The following is a 15853-nucleotide window of genomic DNA, read 5'->3' as shown; positions in this document are numbered from 1 at the left end:
GCCGGCCGGCCCACACCGACCGGGGCCGGTGCCTGGCCGGGGCCCGCACCGGCCCGCCGGGCCCCTGGCCCGACCGCACCGCCCTCCTGCCCGGCGGTCGCGGTCCGGCCCCGAACCGCATATGTGCCGGCCGCCCGGCGTGCGCACGGGACGGGGCCGGGCGAGTTTGCGAGAGTGGGCAGCGCAGCGAGCGCGGGGCAACGCCGGCCGGGCGGCCGGTTCGACCGAGGAGAGCGGGGAGCAGTCGATGGGCCAGCGGGACAGCACCGAGGCCGAGGTCATCCCGATCCGGGAGGCGCCCTCGGTGGCGCGGGTGCCGAGCCAGTCGCCGGTGCGGTCCGCCGCGCTGGGCCGGGTCGGCGTGGTGCTGGTGTCGCACAGTCGGGACCTGGCGCAGGACGTCGCCGACCTGGCCCGGGCGATGGCGCAGACCGGCGACCCGGCCCCGGTCGCCGCCACCGGCGGCCACCCGGGCGACGGGCTCGGCAGCAGCGCGCTGCTGATCGCCGCCGCCGCCCGTCGGGTGGACCAGGGGCACGGGGTGGCCGTGCTGGCCGACCTGCCGGCCGCCGTGCACGTGGTGCAGGCGCTGCTCGCGGCGGCGGACGAGCACGGGCTGCCGTTCCCGGTCCGGTTCGCCGACGCGCCGTTCGTGGAGGGGGCGGTGGCCGCCGTGGAGACCGCCTCGGCCGGCGGCGACCTGGCCGCCGTGCTGGACGCCGCCGAGGAGACCTACCGCCAGCGCAAGGTCTGACGGGCGCACCCGGCCGAACGGGTCCACGGAACGTGTCCGAGCCGCTACGATCGGCATCGGTCGTCGGCGGGCGACCGCCGTCGGTGCCGGGTCGGGCTTCCGGGCGGGATCCAGGAGGGCACGCATGCGTGTGGTCGTCACCGGCGGAGCCGGGTTCATCGGGGCCAACCTGGTGGCCGAGCTGCTCGCTCGCCGGCAGGTCACCGAGGTCCGGGTGGTGGACGACTTCAGCACCGGCCACAAGAGCAACCTGGCCGGACTCGCCGTGACGCTGTACGAGGGGTCGGTGCTCGACCCCGAGCTGCTGGACGAGGCCTTCGCCGGCGCCGACGCGCTGGTCCACCTGGCCGCCCTCCCGTCCGTGCCGCGCTCGGTGGCCGATCCGCTGGCCAGCCACCACGCCAACGCCACCGGCACCCTGCAGGTGCTGGAGGCGGCCCGGCGGGCCGGCGGGCCGTACGTCGCGGCGGCCTCGTCGTCCTCGGTCTACGGCGCCAACCGTGAGCTGCCCAAGCGGGAGACCATGCGGCCCGCGCCGATGAGTCCGTACGCGGTCGGCAAGCTCGCCGCCGAGTCGTACCTGGCGGCCCACCACCACTGCTACGGGCTGGACGTGCTGCCGCTGCGGTTCTTCAACGTCTTCGGGCCGCTGCAGTCGGCCGACCACGCCTACGCGGCGGTGGTGCCGGCCTTCCTGGACGCCGCGCTGGCCGGGCGGCCGCTGACGGTGCACGGCGACGGCAGGCAGAGCCGGGACTTCACCTACGTCGGCACGGTGACCGAGGTACTGACCGAGGCGGTGCTGCGCCGGGTGGCGCACCCGGACCCGGTCAACCTCGCGTTCGGGACCAGGACCACCCTGCTGGAGCTGATCGCCCAGCTCGGCACGGTGCTCGGGCGGCCGCCGGCCGTGGTCCACGCCGCGCCACGGCCCGGCGACGTCCGGGACTCGCAGGCTGACGCCACCCGGCTGCGTGCGCTGTTCCCGCGGGTCGTCCCGGTGCCGCTGGCCGAAGGGCTGGCGCGGACGGCCGCCTGGTTCCGGGGTCGGTAGGCGGACCGGCCCGCGGTGTCGGATCCGGGTCGTTCCCCGGAGGTCTGTGGCGCTCCTGCCCGGGGTTTGTGAAGGGACCTGCCGGCCCCGGGTTCGTGACGGAAGCTGTCAGAGGGGACTCCGGCCCGCCGCGCGCTGGAGGCGACTTTCGCCGGCCGCGCGGTACAACCATCCACCGGCCATACGAGTCCTGACTACATTGCACCAACTGACGCCGGGGCCACCCCCCGGCCACGCCTGGGGGGCACTGTGCCGCGACCGGACACCACGCCGGACCTGCCGGACCTGAGGACCGCGCCGTACGCCGAGCCCTGGCCGTCCGCGTCCCGATCCACCACCCCGGACCGGCCGGCAACGGCCGACCGGCTGGTCCAGTGGCTGCGCTACTCCCCCGCCCAGCCGATCCTCCGGGCCCGGGCGGCCCGGCGGCTGCCCGTGCTCGCCTACCGGCGGGTGCCCGACCGGTGGCGGTTCGGCGCCCAGCTGGACCGGCTCTGCCGCACCGCCGTGCCGATCTCGCTGTGGGCGCTGGAACAAGCCCTCGCGGAGCGGCGTCCGCTGCCGCCGCGCAGCGTGCTGATCACCTTCGACGACGCCGACCGCGAGGTGCTGCAACACGCGCTGCCCGCGCTGCGGACCCGCGGACTGCCCGCGGTGGCCTTCGTGGTGACCGAGCTGATCGGCACCGACCGGCTGCCATGGCGGCAGGAGGCGGCCTTCCTCACGGCGCACGGCGGCCGGGCCCGGACCCTGACCGCCGACGGTGCGGAGCACCAGCTCGCCCAGTTGGCCGCGCTGCCCGACCCGGACCGCCGGCGCAGCCTGCACGAACTGCGGGTGAGCGCGCACGCCCGGCCGCCCCGGCGCGAGCGGCTGACCCCGGAGGACCTGCGGGAGCTGGCGGCCGGGCAGGTGGCCATCGGCAGCCAGAGCCTGGGCGAACCGGAGCTGGGGCAGTGTGACGACGACACCGTGCGCACCGAGATCGTCTCGGCGCACCGGGCGTTGACCGACTGGCTGGGCAGCGCGCCGACGGCCTTCGCCCACCCGGGCGGCGGGTTCGACCCGCGGACCGTTCCGGTGCTGCGCGAACTCGGCTACCGGACGGGCTTCGTGACCGACCAGCGGCTCGGGCGGCGGCTGCCGGAGGAGGAACTGCGGGTCAGCCGGGTACCGGTCGACGCGACCGGCGGGCCGGTGCACCTCGACACCGTGCTGTCGGGGCTACACGCCGCCGTGCACCGGCGTCGGGGCGGTGGCCGCTGCTAGCAGCAACCGGCCCTGCGGGTAGTGGGCGGCGGCGGGTGGCAAGGTGCCGAGCCGGCCGTTCTCCAGGACGATCAGCTCACCGCCGCCCCTCTTCCCGTCCTCGTCCCCGGCGGCGGTCCCGTCCCCGGGGACGCGGCGCAACGCCTGCGCGGCGACCGCGTGCGCCGAGCCGTACAGCACCAGGTCGGGGGCGGCGGTCGGGGCGAGCGCGGCGCGGATCCGGTCCTCGACCAGCTCGTAGTGGGTGCAGCCGAGGACGACGTGGGCCAGGCCGGCCGGGGTCCGGGCCGCCGCCGCGGCGATCGCGGCGTCGATGGCCGCCTCGTCCGCCCGCTCGACCGCGTCGGCCAGGCCCGGGCAGGGCACCTCGGTCACCTCGGTGCCGTCCGCGAAGGCCCGGATCAGCCCACGCTGGTAGGCGCTGCCGGTGGTCGCCGGGGTGGCCCAGATCGCCACCGGCCCGCCGGCCGCCGCGGCGGGCTTGATGGCCGGCACGGTACCGATCACCGGCAGCTCGGGCTCGAGCTCCGCCCGCAGCGCGGCCAGCGCGTGCACCGAGGCGGTGTTGCAGGCCACCACGAGGGCGTCCGGCCGGTGCGCGGCCGCCGCCCGGGCGCACGCGAGCGCCCGTTCGGTGAGGTCAGCAGGGGTGCGCGGGCCCCAGGGCATCCCCTCGGGGTCGTTGGAGATCACGAGGTCGGCGTCGGGCCGCAGGGCCCACAGGGCAGCGGCCGCCGCGAGCAGGCCGATTCCGGAGTCCATCAGTGCGATCTTCACAGGGAACGACCTTAGTCGATGCGCGCGGGAGGGCACCGGTTCGCGCCGCTCCGTCCTCCTCCTCCCGTTCCGGGCGTCCTCGCACCCCGGGGGTGGCCGCTGGGGCAGACTGCGGGGGTGACGCTGCTGTGGTGGTTGAGCTCGCTGTCGCTGTTGTCGCTGCTGAGCTGGCTCTGGTTGGCCTGCTGCCAGGGCCTCTTCTGGCGCACCGACGTCCGGCTGCCGCCCGGGCGACGCGCTCCGGACCGCTGGCCGGACGTCGCGGTGGTGGTGCCCGCCCGGGACGAGGCCGCGCTGCTGCCGCAGAGCCTGCCGGGACTGCTGGCCCAGCGCTACCCCGGCCGGGCCCGGGTGATCCTGGTCGACGACCACAGCACCGACGGCACCGCGGCGGCGGCGCGGGCGCTGGCCGGCGCGGTGGCCGCCACCCCCGTGGCCGCCGCCCCTGGCCCCGGCTTCCCCGGGGCGCCGGGCGGCCTACCGCTCACCATCACCACCCCGCCGCCCCTGCCCCCCGGCTGGACCGGCAAGCTCTGGGCGGTGCGGCACGGCGTCGAACTCGCCGGTGAGGTGGAGCTGCTGCTGCTCACCGACGCGGACATCACGCACGGCCCCGACACCCTGGCCGCTCTGGTGGCCGCCGCCGAGACCGACCGGCTGGACCTGGTCTCGCAGATGGCCCGGCTGCGCACCGAGACCGGCTGGGAGCGGCTGATCGTGCCCGCCTTCGTCTACTTCTTCGCCCAGCTCTACCCGTTCCGCTGGAGCAACCGCCCCGGCGCGCGGACGGCTGCGGCCGCCGGCGGCTGCACCCTGGTACGCCGGCGCGCGCTGGAGCGAGCCGGCGGGATCGCCGCGATCCGGGGCGCGGTCATCGACGACGTGTCCCTCGCCCGCGCGGTCAAGCGGAGCGGCGGGCGCACCTGGCTCGGCCTGGCCGAGCGGCCGGCGGAGCTACGGGTGACCAGCGTGCGCCCCTACCCGGGCCTCGCCCCGCTCTGGCGCATGGTCTCCCGCAGCGCCTACGCCCAACTGCGGCACTCCCCCCTGCTCCTGCTCGGCACCGTGCTCGGCTTGACCGTGGTCTACCTGGTCCCCCCGGCCGCGGCACTGACCGGCCTGCTGACCGGCTTCTCGCCACTCGCCGCCACCGGCCTGGCCGCCTGGGCCGTGCAGGCCGGCACGTACCTGCCGATGCTGCGCTACTACGACCGCCCGCCCGCCGTGGCACTACTGCTCCCCTTCACCGCCCTGCTGTACCTCCTGATGACCGTCGACTCGGCCGTCCAACACTGGCGCGGCCAAGGGGCCGCCTGGAAGGGCCGCACCTACTGAGCGGCCCCGCCCCGCGCAAGGTCACCCGAGCGGAGGAGCGGGCGGGCAACGGGGGTGTCGCGCAAGAGTCCGGCGGGCAAGGTGCCGCCCCTCGCCGCAGGTGGCGAGGGGCGGAGGCGGGAGGGTGCGGGGTCAGTGGCCGGTCTTCTGGAGGAGCTGGTCGAGGATCGCGGGGATGCCGGTGACGCCGCCGGCGCGGGTCACCGAGGTCTGGTAGCGGCCCTGCACCACCGCGGTCGGGAGTTCGGTGACCTCGTAGCGGGTCATCTCGTCCGGGGCGTGGTCGGTCTCGTCGCGGACCTCGGGGGACTCGTAGGCGGACCGGAAGCGCTGCTCGTCGATGCCGTGCTCGGCCGCCCAACCGGCCGCCGGGTCCTCGGTGGTGAGGTCGAGGCCGTCGTCGCGGACCGCGCGGAAGACCGCGCTCTGCAGCCGGTCCACCTCGCCCAGCCGGTCGAGGGTGTAGAACAACCGGGCGTGCCCGCGCTCGACGGTCTGGTCGGAGGCGCCGGGCCAGACCGCGGGGATCCGCCGGAGCACCACGTCGTGCGGCTGCCGGGCGGCCCAGGCCTCCAACGGCTGCTCCAGCTGCGCGGAGTGCCGGCAGCCGTACCAGAAGATCTCGACCACCTCGCGGACGGACGTGTCGTGAACCGGCTGCGGGTGCTTCAGGCTGATGTACTGCTCGCCCTCGCGGGCCACCACCGGGGCGGAACCGGTGGAGTGTTGCGCCGCCGCGGCGGCCGTGGGGACCGCCGGGCCGAGCGTGAGGGCGGTGGCGAGCAGCAGGACAGCGGTGCGGGAGACGGTTTGCATGCGGACACGGTGTCAGTTCGCGTGATCAGCATGGTGGTTGACCTCGACCGGGTCGCCCGATCGGGGGACCACCGGCTACTCCGGACGGTGGGCGGTGAGGGACGAGGCGGGAGGGGCGGAGGAGTTGGAGGAAGTGGGAGAGGCGGAGGAGGTGGGAGAGTCGGAGGAGGCTGCGGCGTCGAAGAACCGCAGGAGCTCGACCGGGAAGGGCAGGACCAGCGTGGAGTTCTTCTCGGCCGCCACCTCCACCACGGTCTGCAGCAGCCGCAGCTGCATCGCGGAGGGCGTCTGCTCCATCTGCAGCGCCGCCTCGGCCAGCTTGGCGGCGGCCTGGAACTCGCCGTCGGCGGTGATGATCCGGGCCCGCCGCTCGCGGTCGGCCTCGGCCTGGCGAGCCATCGAGCGCTTCATCGAGTCCGGCAGCGCGACGTCCTTGATCTCCACCCGGTCGATCTGGACACCCCACCCCTCGGCCGGGCTCTCCAGCATCAGCTCCAGCCCGCGGTGCAGGTTCTCCCGCCCGGAGAGCAGGTCGTCCAGCTCGCTCTTGCCGATGACCGAGCGCAGCGAGGTCTGCGCCACCTGCGACATCGCGAAGGTGTAGTCCTGCACCTCGACGGTGGCCCGGATCGGCTCGGTCACCCGGAAGTAGACCACCGCGTCCACCCGGACCGACACGTTGTCCCGGGTGATGCCCTCCTGGGCCGGCACCGGCATGGTGATGACCTGGACGTTGACCTTGCGCATCCGGTCCACCAACGGGACCAGCAGGGTCAGCCCGGGCTCCTTGACCCGTCCACGGACCCGGCCGAGCCGGAACACCACTCCACGCTCGTACTGTTGGACCACGCGCACCCCGGTCACCAACCAGAACAGCAGCACGACCGCGATGCCGATTCCCAGCCCCATGTGCCTCGACCCGACCCCTCAGCGGTGCGCCGAGCCGGGCCCCCACGGGTCCTGTCGTGCGGACGCATGCCGTGCGGGCCAGTATGCGCCCTCCGGAGCTCCCGCGACACCGTCAGGACAACGGTTCTGACGCCGGAGCGGAGACCGGATCAGCTGATGGCGCGGCCCGGGCGGCAGCCGGCCGCGACCGCGGCCAGCAGCAGCTCCCAGGCGTCGGTGACGACGGCCAGCTCGAACCGCGCCAGCGCGTGCGCCCGAGCGCGCGGACCGAGCGCGCCGGCGCCGGCGAGGACGCTGCCGAGCGCCGCGCTGAGCGCCGCCGGGTCGTCGTGCGGGGCGAGCCCGCCGGTGGTCCCGGGACGGACCACCTCGCGGACCCAGCCGACGTCGGTGGCCGCGCACGGCAGGCCGGCCAGCGCCGCCTCGATCAGCACGCCGGGCAGCCCCGCGCCGGCACCGGGCGCACTGGTGAGCAGCAGCGCGTCGGCGGCGCGGTAGAGCGTGGCGGGGTCGGGCAGTTCACCGAGCAAGGTGACTCCGGGGGCGGCCGGCACGGCGAGCGGCCCGCTGCCGGCCAGCGCGAGGTGCACGCCGGGCACCCCGGCGGCCACCCGCACGGCCAGGTCGGGACGTCTCTCGGCGTCCAGCGCGCCCACCCAGGCGACCACCGGCCCGTCCCGCGGCAGGCCGAGCGAGGCTCGGGCGGCCCGCTGGTCGGCGGCGTTCACGGCGGGCGGATAGCGGTCGGCGGCCCGGGCGTCGGGGAGGGTGACCACTTGGTCCGGGGCCAGCCGGAAGCGCTCCAGCAGCACCGCCCGGGCCCCCTCGGCGGGCGCGGTCACCGCACCCGCCCGGCGCAGCAGCAGCCCGGTGCGCAACCGGCTGCCCCGGCCCGCCGTCCACCGCCGCGGCGTCTCGAGGCCGGCGCTGACGTACGGGCGGCCGGTGCCGAACACGGCGACGGCACACGCGGGTAGTGCGCCGGCGCCGTGCGCGACCACCACGTCCGCTCGGCGCGCGGCGGCGCGCAGGGCGCGCAGCGCGGCGGGGTGGTGGCGGGTGGGCCCGAGGACAGCGCGCCCGGCCGCGGCAAGGGCGTCCGGGGTGAGGGCGCACAGCTCGGACGGGCGTCCACGCCGGCGCAGCTCGGCGTGGAGGTCGCGGGCGAGCCGCTGCGGGCCGTACGGGCGGGGGTCGGCCATGACGTGCAGGACGCGGGGAACTGACTCCGGGTCGGGCTCTGTCATGTACCGAACCCTGACACAGGCCGGGACGGTCGGTGGCGCTTTCGGCAGACTCCGCAGCCGCCGAGGACGGCGAGACCGACGAGACCGACGGCGAGACCGACAGGGAGACCGACAGGGCCGGCAAGACGGCAGGACGAAACCAGTGCAGACCCACGGTTTCTGGCGAACGGTCAGGATTAGCCAGAGCGGGTGACACCGGCTGGACCGCGCTCCCCCGGCATGGCCAGGATGGCCGGGCGAGGGGACGAGGCGTTCCCCCCTCGATTCCCCGTCGATCCACCCGGAGTCAAGCCGTGTTCAAGGGCTTCCGCAGCTTCCTGCTGCGCGGAAACGTCGTCGACCTCGCGGTCGGTATCGTCATCGGCGCGGCCTTCACCGCCGTCGTCACCGGGTTCGTCACGGCCTTCCTGACGCCACTGGTCGGGGTCGCCACCGGCATCGTCGGCGACGTCAGCCAGCACGCCTTCACGGTCGCGGGCACCAGGTTCCCGTACGGCGCCTTCCTCAACGCGCTGATCAGCTTCGTGCTGGTCAGCACGGTGATCTACTTCGTGGTGGTGGTCCCGGTCAGCCGACTGCAGGCCCGGCTGGAGCGGGCGAAGACGTCCGAGCCGGCCAAGACCGACTGCCCGGAGTGCCTCAGCCGGATTCCGGCCGCTGCGAAGCGCTGCGCGTTCTGCGCCTCGGAGGTGGCGGGACAACCCGGATTCCCAGCTCAGACGATGCACCACGGCTGATCGACCGCTGACCGTCCGGCTGACCGGCCCTTATTGGAACACATGGCCGCAGCGTGTTCCAGTCGTACGCCTATGTGTTCGAATGACCGGAAATCGACGGCGCTATGTCCGATGTTCTCCTGATTCGGGCCCTTTGCGAGAGCGAAGAGTGTGTAAACACTTGAACTACCACCCCTCCCAGTCTCCTCAGGGGAACAATCTGGGCTTACGGTATGCCCCATGACCTCGCCCCGCTCCTACGACGGAGTCGGCTACTACCCTCCGTCCTTCTCGTCGGGCACGCCCATCTACGACAGCTTGGTCGCAGAGCGCGGAGTCCCCCAGATCGCGCCGATCAACGTGCCTGCCGCGCTGCCCCCCGCCGCGCCGCAGGCGGGTCCCGGCTACGGCTCGGCCTTCGAGGCCACCAGCCTGCTGCCGGCCCTGCCGCCGGCCCGGCTGGCCCTCGGCCCCGGTGGCGGCAGCCCCGCCCCCAGCTACCCGGCGCCGCAGCCGCCCACCCCCAACTACGGCGGCCAGCCGTACCTGCCCGGGCAGCGCATGCCCGCCGCGCCGATGGCGCCCGGCTACCCGCAGCCGGCCGCGCCGCAGGGCTGGGAGCAGCAGCCGGGCAACTTCCGACCCGGGCCCGCCGCGCCGGTCGCCCCGGTCCGGCCGGTGCCACCGCAGCAGCAGTTCTTCCAGCACCCGGGCCAGCCGGCCCAACCGCCCTACCCGCAGGGGCAGTTCGGCCAGCCGGGGCAGGCCTACCAGGGGCAGGCCTACTGACCATCAGGACCGGTCAGCCGGACCGAGGGGGATTCGGTCATCCACGGGCCGTTCGGGACGCCGCGAGGCGGTGTCCCGAACGGCCCGCGCGCATCCGCGCAGGTCCGGGTGAGCCCCGGTGGCCTGGCAGGATGGGGCCATGCCTCTCCTCGCCGGTCTGCACCGATACCCCGTCAAGTCGATGTACCGACAGAGCCCGTCCGAGGCGGCCGTTGAGCCCTGGGGTCTGGCCGGTGACCGTCGTTGGATGCTGGCCGGCCCGAACGGCCAGGCGGTGACCCAGCGCGAGCTGCCCGCGATGGGGCAGTACCGCGCCGAACTGGCCGAGGACGGCTCGCTGCTGGTCACCTCGCCGGACGGCGATCCGCTGCGCGTGCCCGTGCCTTCCCCCGCCACCGGCGCGCCGCGCGTCGTGGGTGACGTCTTCGGCAGCCGGTTCGCCGCCAGTGAGGCCGAGGAGAAGGCCCGACTCTGGTTCGCCGAACGGCTCGGCGAGGTCCGGCTGCTGCACCTGGACGACCCGCTGGCCCGCCCGGTCGCCGCGGCCTTCGGCGCGCCCGGCGACACCGTCAGCATGGCCGACGGCTTCCCGTTGCTGGCCGCCACCACCGCCTCCCTGGCCGCGCTCAACGCCTGGATGGCCGAGGAGGGTTACCCCACGCTGCCGATGGAACGGTTCCGCCCCAACCTGGTGATCGAGGGCACCGAGCCGTGGGAGGAGGACGGCTGGCGTCGGCTGCTGGTGGGCGAGTTGGAGTTCCGCGCCGTCAAGCTCTGCGGCCGCTGCGTGATCACCACCACCGACCAGGAGACCGGCCTGCGGCAGGGCCCGCAGCCGCTGCGCGCGCTGGCCGCGCGCCACCGGTTCGACCGCAAGGCCGCGTTCGGCGTCAATCTGATCCCGGTGCGACCCGGCGGGGTGACCGGGGACCGGCTGGGCACCGTCCGGCTGGGCGACCGGGTGACGGTACTGGCCCGTGGCGAGCGGCTGCCGGCGGCCTGACTCCCCGTCCCGGGGTGAGCCCGGCGGGCCGGCCGGACACGCTACCGTGGGCCCACAGTGAACAGCGGAAAGGCGGGACGACGGAACGTCATGGGTGAGCACAGGGTCCGGGTCACGCAGGACAGCGGCTCGCGCTGGCGGCGCCGGGCCGGGGAGTACGAGACGCTGCGCGAGGCGATCGCCGCCGCCGAGCCCGGCGACACCATCACCGTGCGCCCCGGGGTGTTCCGGGAGAACGTCGTGCTCGACAAGCCGGTCACCGTGCTGCCCGCCGAGGGCCCGGGCACGGTCCGGATCGACCCGCCGTCCGGGATCGCGCTGACCATCACCGCCGCGGCCTCGGTGCGCGACCTGGTGATCGAGGGTTACGACAGCTCGACCGCGGCGATCCTGGTCAGCGGGCCGGAGGTGGCCGCCCGGCTGACCGGCTGCCGGGTGGACACCCACTCCGCGGTGGGCATCGAGGTGGACGGCCGCGCCGAGGCCCTGGTGACCGCCTGCACCGTCAGCAACCCGTCCGGGCTGGGCCTGCGGCTGCGCGGGGGCGCCTCCGCGGTCTTCGAGGAGTGCGAGGTGGCGGCCGCCGGGCAGGCCGGGCTGGCCGTGCTGGAGGGGGCCGGCGCCAAGCTCGCCCGCTGCCGGCTGCACCACGCGGCCGGCGCCGGGGTACTGCTCACCGACGCCGGCAGCCTGGCCGAGCTGACCGGCTGCGAGATCTACGAGATCCGCGGCAGCGGGGTGCAGGCCGAGGCCAAGGCGGCCGGCCGGCTGGCCGACTGCGCGATCCACCGGGTCACCGGCAACGGCCTGACCCTGGACACCGAGGCGGAGCTGACGCTGACCGGCTGCCGGCTGCACGAACTCCCGGAGAACGCCGCCGACCTGCGCGGACGCTCGCTGCTGAGGCTGGAACAGACCACCGTGCGGGCCTTCGGCCGGGGCGCGCTCTCGGTCTGGGACCCGGGCACCACCGCGGAGGCCACCGGCTGCGAGATCTCCGACAGCACCGGCGACTACCCGGCGATCTGGGTCAGCGACGGCGCCCGGCTCAACCTGGCCGACTGCTCGCTGTACGACCTGCCGGACGCCCTCTTCGTGCTGGACCGGGACTCCCGGGCCACCGTCACCGACACCTCGTTCAGCCGGATCCGCAGCTCGGCGGTCTCGGTCAGCTCGGGCGCCTCGGTGGAACTGGCGCGCTGCCGGGTGCAGGAGGCGGGCACCGGGTTCTGGTTCCGCGACCACGGCAGCGGCGGGGTGCTCACCGACTGCGAGATCGCCGACGTGGCCACCGGGGTGATCGTCACCAAGGGCGCCGACCCGGTGCTGCGCGAGTGCACGGTGCGCGGCAGCGCCGAGGCGGCGGTGTACGTCTCGGCGCAGGGCCGGGGCAGCTTCGAGGACTGCCGGGTCACCCAGGGTCGGGGCTTCGGCTTCCACATCATCGACGGCTGCCGTAGCGCGCTCACCCGCTGCCGGGCCGAGCAGAACGCCCGGGCCGGCTTCGAGTTCTCCGAGCCGGGACCGGTGGTGGCGGGCTGCACCTCGGACGACGTCGGCCCGCCCGCACCACTCGCCGAGGCGCTCCCGGCGCCGCGCACCGCGCAGTTGACCACGGCCGCCGCCGCACCGGCGGCCCCGCTGATCGCGCCGATCCCGGACTGCCGACCGGCCGACGAGGCACTGGCCGAGCTGGACGCGTTGACCGGCCTGGCCACCGTGAAGCAGGAGGTACGCACCCTGATCGACCTGATCTCGGTCGGCCGGCGGCGCCGCCAGGCCGGGCTCAAGGCCCCCTCGCTCCGCCGCCACCTGGTCTTCACCGGCTCCCCCGGCACCGGCAAGACCACGGTGGCCCGGCTCTACGGCGAGATCCTCGCCTCGCTCGGGGTGCTGCAGCGCGGCCACCTGGTCGAGGTGGCCCGGGTCGACCTGGTCGGCGAGCACATCGGCTCCACCGCGATCCGCACCGCCGCCGCCTTCGACCGGGCGCGCGGCGGGGTGCTCTTCATCGACGAGGCGTACGCGCTGGCGCCCGAGGACGCCTCCCGGGACTTCGGCCGGGAGGCGATCGACACCCTGGTCAAGCTGATGGAGGACCACCGGGACGAGGTGGTGGTGATCGTGGCCGGCTACACCGCGGAGATGGAGCGGTTCCTCTCCGCCAACCCGGGGGTCTCCTCGCGCTTCTCGCGGACCGTCGCGTTCCCCGACTACTCGGACGCCGAGCTGCTGGAGATCACCCGCACCCAGTGCCTGGAGCACGAGTACCAGCTGGCCGAGGCCACCGCCGCCGCGCTGCTCGACCACTTCGCGACGTTGGACCGCGGGCCCAACTTCGGCAACGGGCGCACCGCACGGCAGGTCTTCGAGACCATGGTGGAGCGGCACGCGATGCGGGTCGCGCAGCTGGCCACCCCGTCCACCGAGGAACTCCAGCTGCTGGTCCCGGCCGACCTGCCCCTGCCCCGGAACTCCTGAGCTGATCAGACCGCCCGGTCGCCGACCGGGCCCGGCGTGGCAGGATGGGCAGGACAGCTGGAGCACTGAGAGGCGGGGCGGCGTCCGTGGCCGACAACAGCAACCTGCTCGCCGAGCAACGCCGGGCACTGATCCTGGACGAGGTGCGTCGGCGCGGCGGTGTGCGGGTCAACGAGCTGACCCGCCGGCTGAACGTCTCGGACATGACGATCCGCCGCGACCTGGACGCACTGGCCCGGATCGGCGCGGTGGAGAAGGTGCACGGCGGTGCGGTGCCGATCGAGGAGGCCCGCACCCATGAGCCCGGCTTCGAGGCGAAGTCCTCACTGGAGCTGATCGCCAAGGAGGAGATCGCCCGGACCGCGGCGGCACTGGTCACCCCCGGCAGCGCGATCGCCCTCTCGGGCGGCACCACCACCTTCGCGCTGGCCCAACACCTCACCGAGGTCGGCCAGTTGACCGTGGTGACCAACTCGGTCCGGGTGGCCGACGTGTTCGATCGGGCGCAGCGGCAGGGCGACGGCGGCGGCACCACGGTGGTGCTCACCGGGGGCGTGCGGACGCCCTCCGACGCGCTGGTCGGTCCGGTGGCGGACCGGGCGATCCGCTCGCTCCACTTCGACCTGCTCTTCCTGGGCACCCACGGCCTCTCCCCCGAGGCCGGGCTCTCCACCCCCAACCTGGCGGAGGCGGAGACCAACCGGAACTTCGTGGCCTCCGCCCGCCGGGTGGTGGTGGTCGCCGACCACACCAAGTGGGGGACGGTCGGGCTCTCCACCTTCGCCCAGCTGGCCGAGGTGGACACCTGGGTGACCGACGCCGCGCTCCCGGAGGAGGCCGCGGCGACGGCCCGCGAGTACGTCCGCGAGCTGCTGCTGGCCCCGCTGCCGGCCGAGCGGACGGACTGAGCGGACCTTCAGGCGAGGGTGATCGCGTAGTACTTGAGCTCGGCGTCCTCGTGGATCAGCTCCAGGCCGGCCGCCAGCATCACCCGCTGCGAGGGCAGGTTGTCATGGTCGGTGTCGCCCAGCAGCCGCCTGACGCCCCAGTCGGCGGCCACCGCGACGATCCCGCGGACGGCCTCGGTGGCGTAGCCGCGGCCGCGGGCCGACTCGGCCAGCCCGTAGCCGATCGCCACCGCGCCGTCCCCGTCGGGGGCGCCGTGGAAGCCCAGGCCGCCGATCGCCCGCCCGTCGGCGCGCAGCCGGATCTCGTAACCGCCGAACGGGTGGACGTCACCACCCGCCGCGGCGCGGCCCTTGAGGAACATCCCGGCGCCGACCCGCTCGCCCTCGGCCGGGTAGTCGGGGGCCCAGTTGTCCCCGGGCCCGGCGACGCCGGCGGCGACGCGCTCCGCCTCGGCGGCGGTGAGGGGGTGCAGGATCAGACGCTCGGTCAGTAGATCGTTCATGACGGTGTGACTATCACAGCGGCTACTACGCCGACCAGTGGTTTCCGGCCAGGAAGGACTCCAGCGCGTGCTGGTAGGGGGCGATGTCCAGGCCCTGCCCGGCCAGCCAGGCGTCGGAGTAGTACTTGTCCAGGTAGCGGTCGCCCGGATCGCAGATCAGGGTGACCACGCTGCCCCGCTCGCCGGCGGCCCGCATCTGGCCGACGATCTTCAGGGCGCTCCACAGGCCGGTGCCGCTCGAGGCACCGGCCCTCTTGCCGAGCACCCGCTCCAGCACCCGCACGGCGGCGACCGAGGCGGCGTCGGGGACCTTCATCATCCGGTCGATCGCCCCGGGCACGAAGCTCGGCTCCATCCGGGGCCGGCCGATCCCCTCGATCCGCGAGCCGCGCTCGCAGGTCGCGTGCGCGTCGTTCGCCGCCCAGCCCTCGAAGAAGCAGGAGTTCTCCGGGTCGGCCACACAGATCCGGGTGTCGTACTGCTGGTAGCGGACGTAGCGGGCGATGGTGGCGGAGGTGCCGCCGGTGCCCGCGGTGGCCACGATCCAGGCCGGCTCGGGGTGCGGCTCCAGGCGCAGCTGGTGGAAGATCGACTCGGCGATGTTGTTGTTGCCCCGCCAGTCGGTGGCCCGCTCGGCGTAGGTGAACTGGTCCATGTAGTGCCCGCCGGTCTCGACGGCCAGCCGGGCGGACACCTCGTACACCTCGGACGGGTCGTCGACCAGGTGGCAGCTGCCGCCGTGGAACTCGATCAGGTCGATCTTGGCCGGGCTGGTGGTCCTGGCCATCACCGCGACGAACGGGATCCCGATCAGGGCGGCGAAGTAGGCCTCGGAGACCGCGGTGGAACCGCTGGAGGCCTCGATCACCGGCTTGCCGGGACGGATCCAGCCGTTGCAGAGGCCGTAGAGGAAGAGCGAGCGGGCCAGCCGGTGCTTGAGGCTGCCGGTCGGGTGGGTGGACTCGTCCTTGAGGTAGAGGTCGATCCCCCACTCCGCGGGCAGCGGGAAGCGCAGCAGGTGGGTGTCGGCCGAGCGGTTGGCGTCGGCCTGCACCTTGCGCACCGCCTCCTTCAGCCAGGCGCGGTAGTCGGCATCGGAACGGTCCACATCCACGGTTTCCATGCAACCGATGGTAACAAATGATTACGATAAGTAACCATTTCCGTAACTCCAGCTTCCGCTTATCGCCGCGCGGGCCTGGGGGGGGGGGGGGGGGGGGGGGGGGGGGGGGGGGGGGGGGGGGGGGGGGGGGGGGGGGGGGGGGGGGGGGGGGGGGGGGGGGGGGGGGGGG

At 74.7% G+C, this 15853-nt stretch carries 15 protein-coding genes; 9 read left to right on the top strand and 6 right to left on the bottom strand.

Annotated features, from left to right (window positions below; all coding sequences use genetic code 11):
* The first annotated feature begins 247 nt into the window (after nucleotides 1-247).
* The 3 genes from ACZ38L_RS22865 to ACZ38L_RS22855 all read left to right on the top strand — a co-directional run bounded on the left by ACZ38L_RS22865 (nucleotide 248) and on the right by ACZ38L_RS22855 (nucleotide 3077).
* On the top strand, nucleotides 248-754 hold the full coding sequence (locus ACZ38L_RS22865; protein ID WP_465696476.1) for a PTS-dependent dihydroxyacetone kinase phosphotransferase subunit DhaM: 507 nt from the start codon (nucleotides 248-250) through the stop codon (nucleotides 752-754).
* 124 nt (nucleotides 755-878) lie between these two features.
* On the top strand, nucleotides 879-1808 hold the full coding sequence (locus ACZ38L_RS22860) for an NAD-dependent epimerase/dehydratase family protein (protein ID WP_465696473.1): 930 nt from the start codon (nucleotides 879-881) through the stop codon (nucleotides 1806-1808).
* Between the two features lie 249 nt (nucleotides 1809-2057).
* Nucleotides 2058-3077, top strand: a complete 1020-nt coding sequence (locus ACZ38L_RS22855) for a polysaccharide deacetylase family protein (RefSeq protein ID WP_465696470.1) — start codon at nucleotides 2058-2060, stop codon at nucleotides 3075-3077.
* Here ACZ38L_RS22855 and ACZ38L_RS22850 read toward each other — a convergent pair.
* Entirely contained in the window at nucleotides 3033-3854 is an 822-nt protein-coding gene (locus tag ACZ38L_RS22850) for a glutamate racemase (RefSeq protein WP_465696466.1), read from the bottom strand. The genes ACZ38L_RS22855 and ACZ38L_RS22850 overlap by 45 nt on opposite strands.
* A gap of 117 nt (nucleotides 3855-3971) precedes the next feature.
* On the opposite strand from ACZ38L_RS22850, the gene ACZ38L_RS22845 reads away from it, so the two are divergent.
* Nucleotides 3972-5189 (top strand): glycosyltransferase, encoded by a 1218-nt coding sequence (locus tag ACZ38L_RS22845; RefSeq protein ID WP_465696464.1) that lies wholly within the window; start codon nucleotides 3972-3974, stop codon nucleotides 5187-5189.
* Nucleotides 5190-5321: 132 nt separating this feature from the next.
* Here the strand turns inward: ACZ38L_RS22845 and ACZ38L_RS22840 are convergent, their stop codons facing one another.
* The 3 genes from ACZ38L_RS22840 to ACZ38L_RS22830 form a co-directional block, all read right to left on the bottom strand.
* Nucleotides 5322-6005: a thiol:disulfide interchange protein DsbA/DsbL gene (locus ACZ38L_RS22840; RefSeq protein ID WP_465696462.1), complete on the bottom strand. Its 684-nt coding sequence runs from the start codon at nucleotides 6003-6005 to the stop codon at nucleotides 5322-5324.
* Nucleotides 6006-6080: 75 nt separating this feature from the next.
* Complete coding sequence (locus ACZ38L_RS22835) at nucleotides 6081-6914, bottom strand: slipin family protein (RefSeq protein WP_465696459.1); 834 nt, start codon at nucleotides 6912-6914, stop codon at nucleotides 6081-6083.
* Between the two features lie 149 nt (nucleotides 6915-7063).
* A complete protein-coding gene (locus ACZ38L_RS22830; protein WP_465696457.1) occupies nucleotides 7064-8161 on the bottom strand; it encodes a glycosyltransferase family 4 protein in 1098 nt (365 codons plus the stop codon).
* 293 nt (nucleotides 8162-8454) lie between these two features.
* On the opposite strand from ACZ38L_RS22830, the gene mscL reads away from it, so the two are divergent.
* From mscL to ACZ38L_RS22805, 5 genes are all read left to right on the top strand, one after another.
* Nucleotides 8455-8898 (top strand): large conductance mechanosensitive channel protein MscL, encoded by a 444-nt coding sequence (gene mscL / locus ACZ38L_RS22825; RefSeq protein WP_465696455.1) that lies wholly within the window; start codon nucleotides 8455-8457, stop codon nucleotides 8896-8898.
* A gap of 219 nt (nucleotides 8899-9117) precedes the next feature.
* Nucleotides 9118-9666 (top strand): DUF6643 family protein, encoded by a 549-nt coding sequence (locus tag ACZ38L_RS22820; RefSeq protein ID WP_465696453.1) that lies wholly within the window; start codon nucleotides 9118-9120, stop codon nucleotides 9664-9666.
* Between the two features lie 139 nt (nucleotides 9667-9805).
* Nucleotides 9806-10669, top strand: a complete 864-nt coding sequence (locus tag ACZ38L_RS22815) for an MOSC domain-containing protein (RefSeq protein ID WP_465696449.1) — start codon at nucleotides 9806-9808, stop codon at nucleotides 10667-10669.
* A gap of 90 nt (nucleotides 10670-10759) precedes the next feature.
* On the top strand, nucleotides 10760-13150 hold the full coding sequence (locus tag ACZ38L_RS22810; RefSeq protein WP_465696447.1) for a right-handed parallel beta-helix repeat-containing protein: 2391 nt from the start codon (nucleotides 10760-10762) through the stop codon (nucleotides 13148-13150).
* Between the two features lie 86 nt (nucleotides 13151-13236).
* A complete protein-coding gene (locus ACZ38L_RS22805) occupies nucleotides 13237-14058 on the top strand; it encodes a DeoR/GlpR family DNA-binding transcription regulator (RefSeq protein WP_465696444.1) in 822 nt (273 codons plus the stop codon).
* A gap of 8 nt (nucleotides 14059-14066) precedes the next feature.
* Here the strand turns inward: ACZ38L_RS22805 and ACZ38L_RS22800 are convergent, their stop codons facing one another.
* Nucleotides 14067-14561: a GNAT family N-acetyltransferase gene (locus ACZ38L_RS22800; protein WP_465696442.1), complete on the bottom strand. Its 495-nt coding sequence runs from the start codon at nucleotides 14559-14561 to the stop codon at nucleotides 14067-14069.
* A gap of 25 nt (nucleotides 14562-14586) precedes the next feature.
* Complete coding sequence (locus ACZ38L_RS22795; RefSeq protein ID WP_465696440.1) at nucleotides 14587-15684, bottom strand: PLP-dependent cysteine synthase family protein; 1098 nt, start codon at nucleotides 15682-15684, stop codon at nucleotides 14587-14589.
* Between the last annotated feature and the right edge of the window lie 169 nt (nucleotides 15685-15853).

This window comes from Kitasatospora sp. NPDC024654, assembly GCF_055559155.1.
The sequence above is the reverse complement of the archived record's forward strand: the minus strand, read 5'-3'. Positions and strand labels throughout refer to the sequence as shown.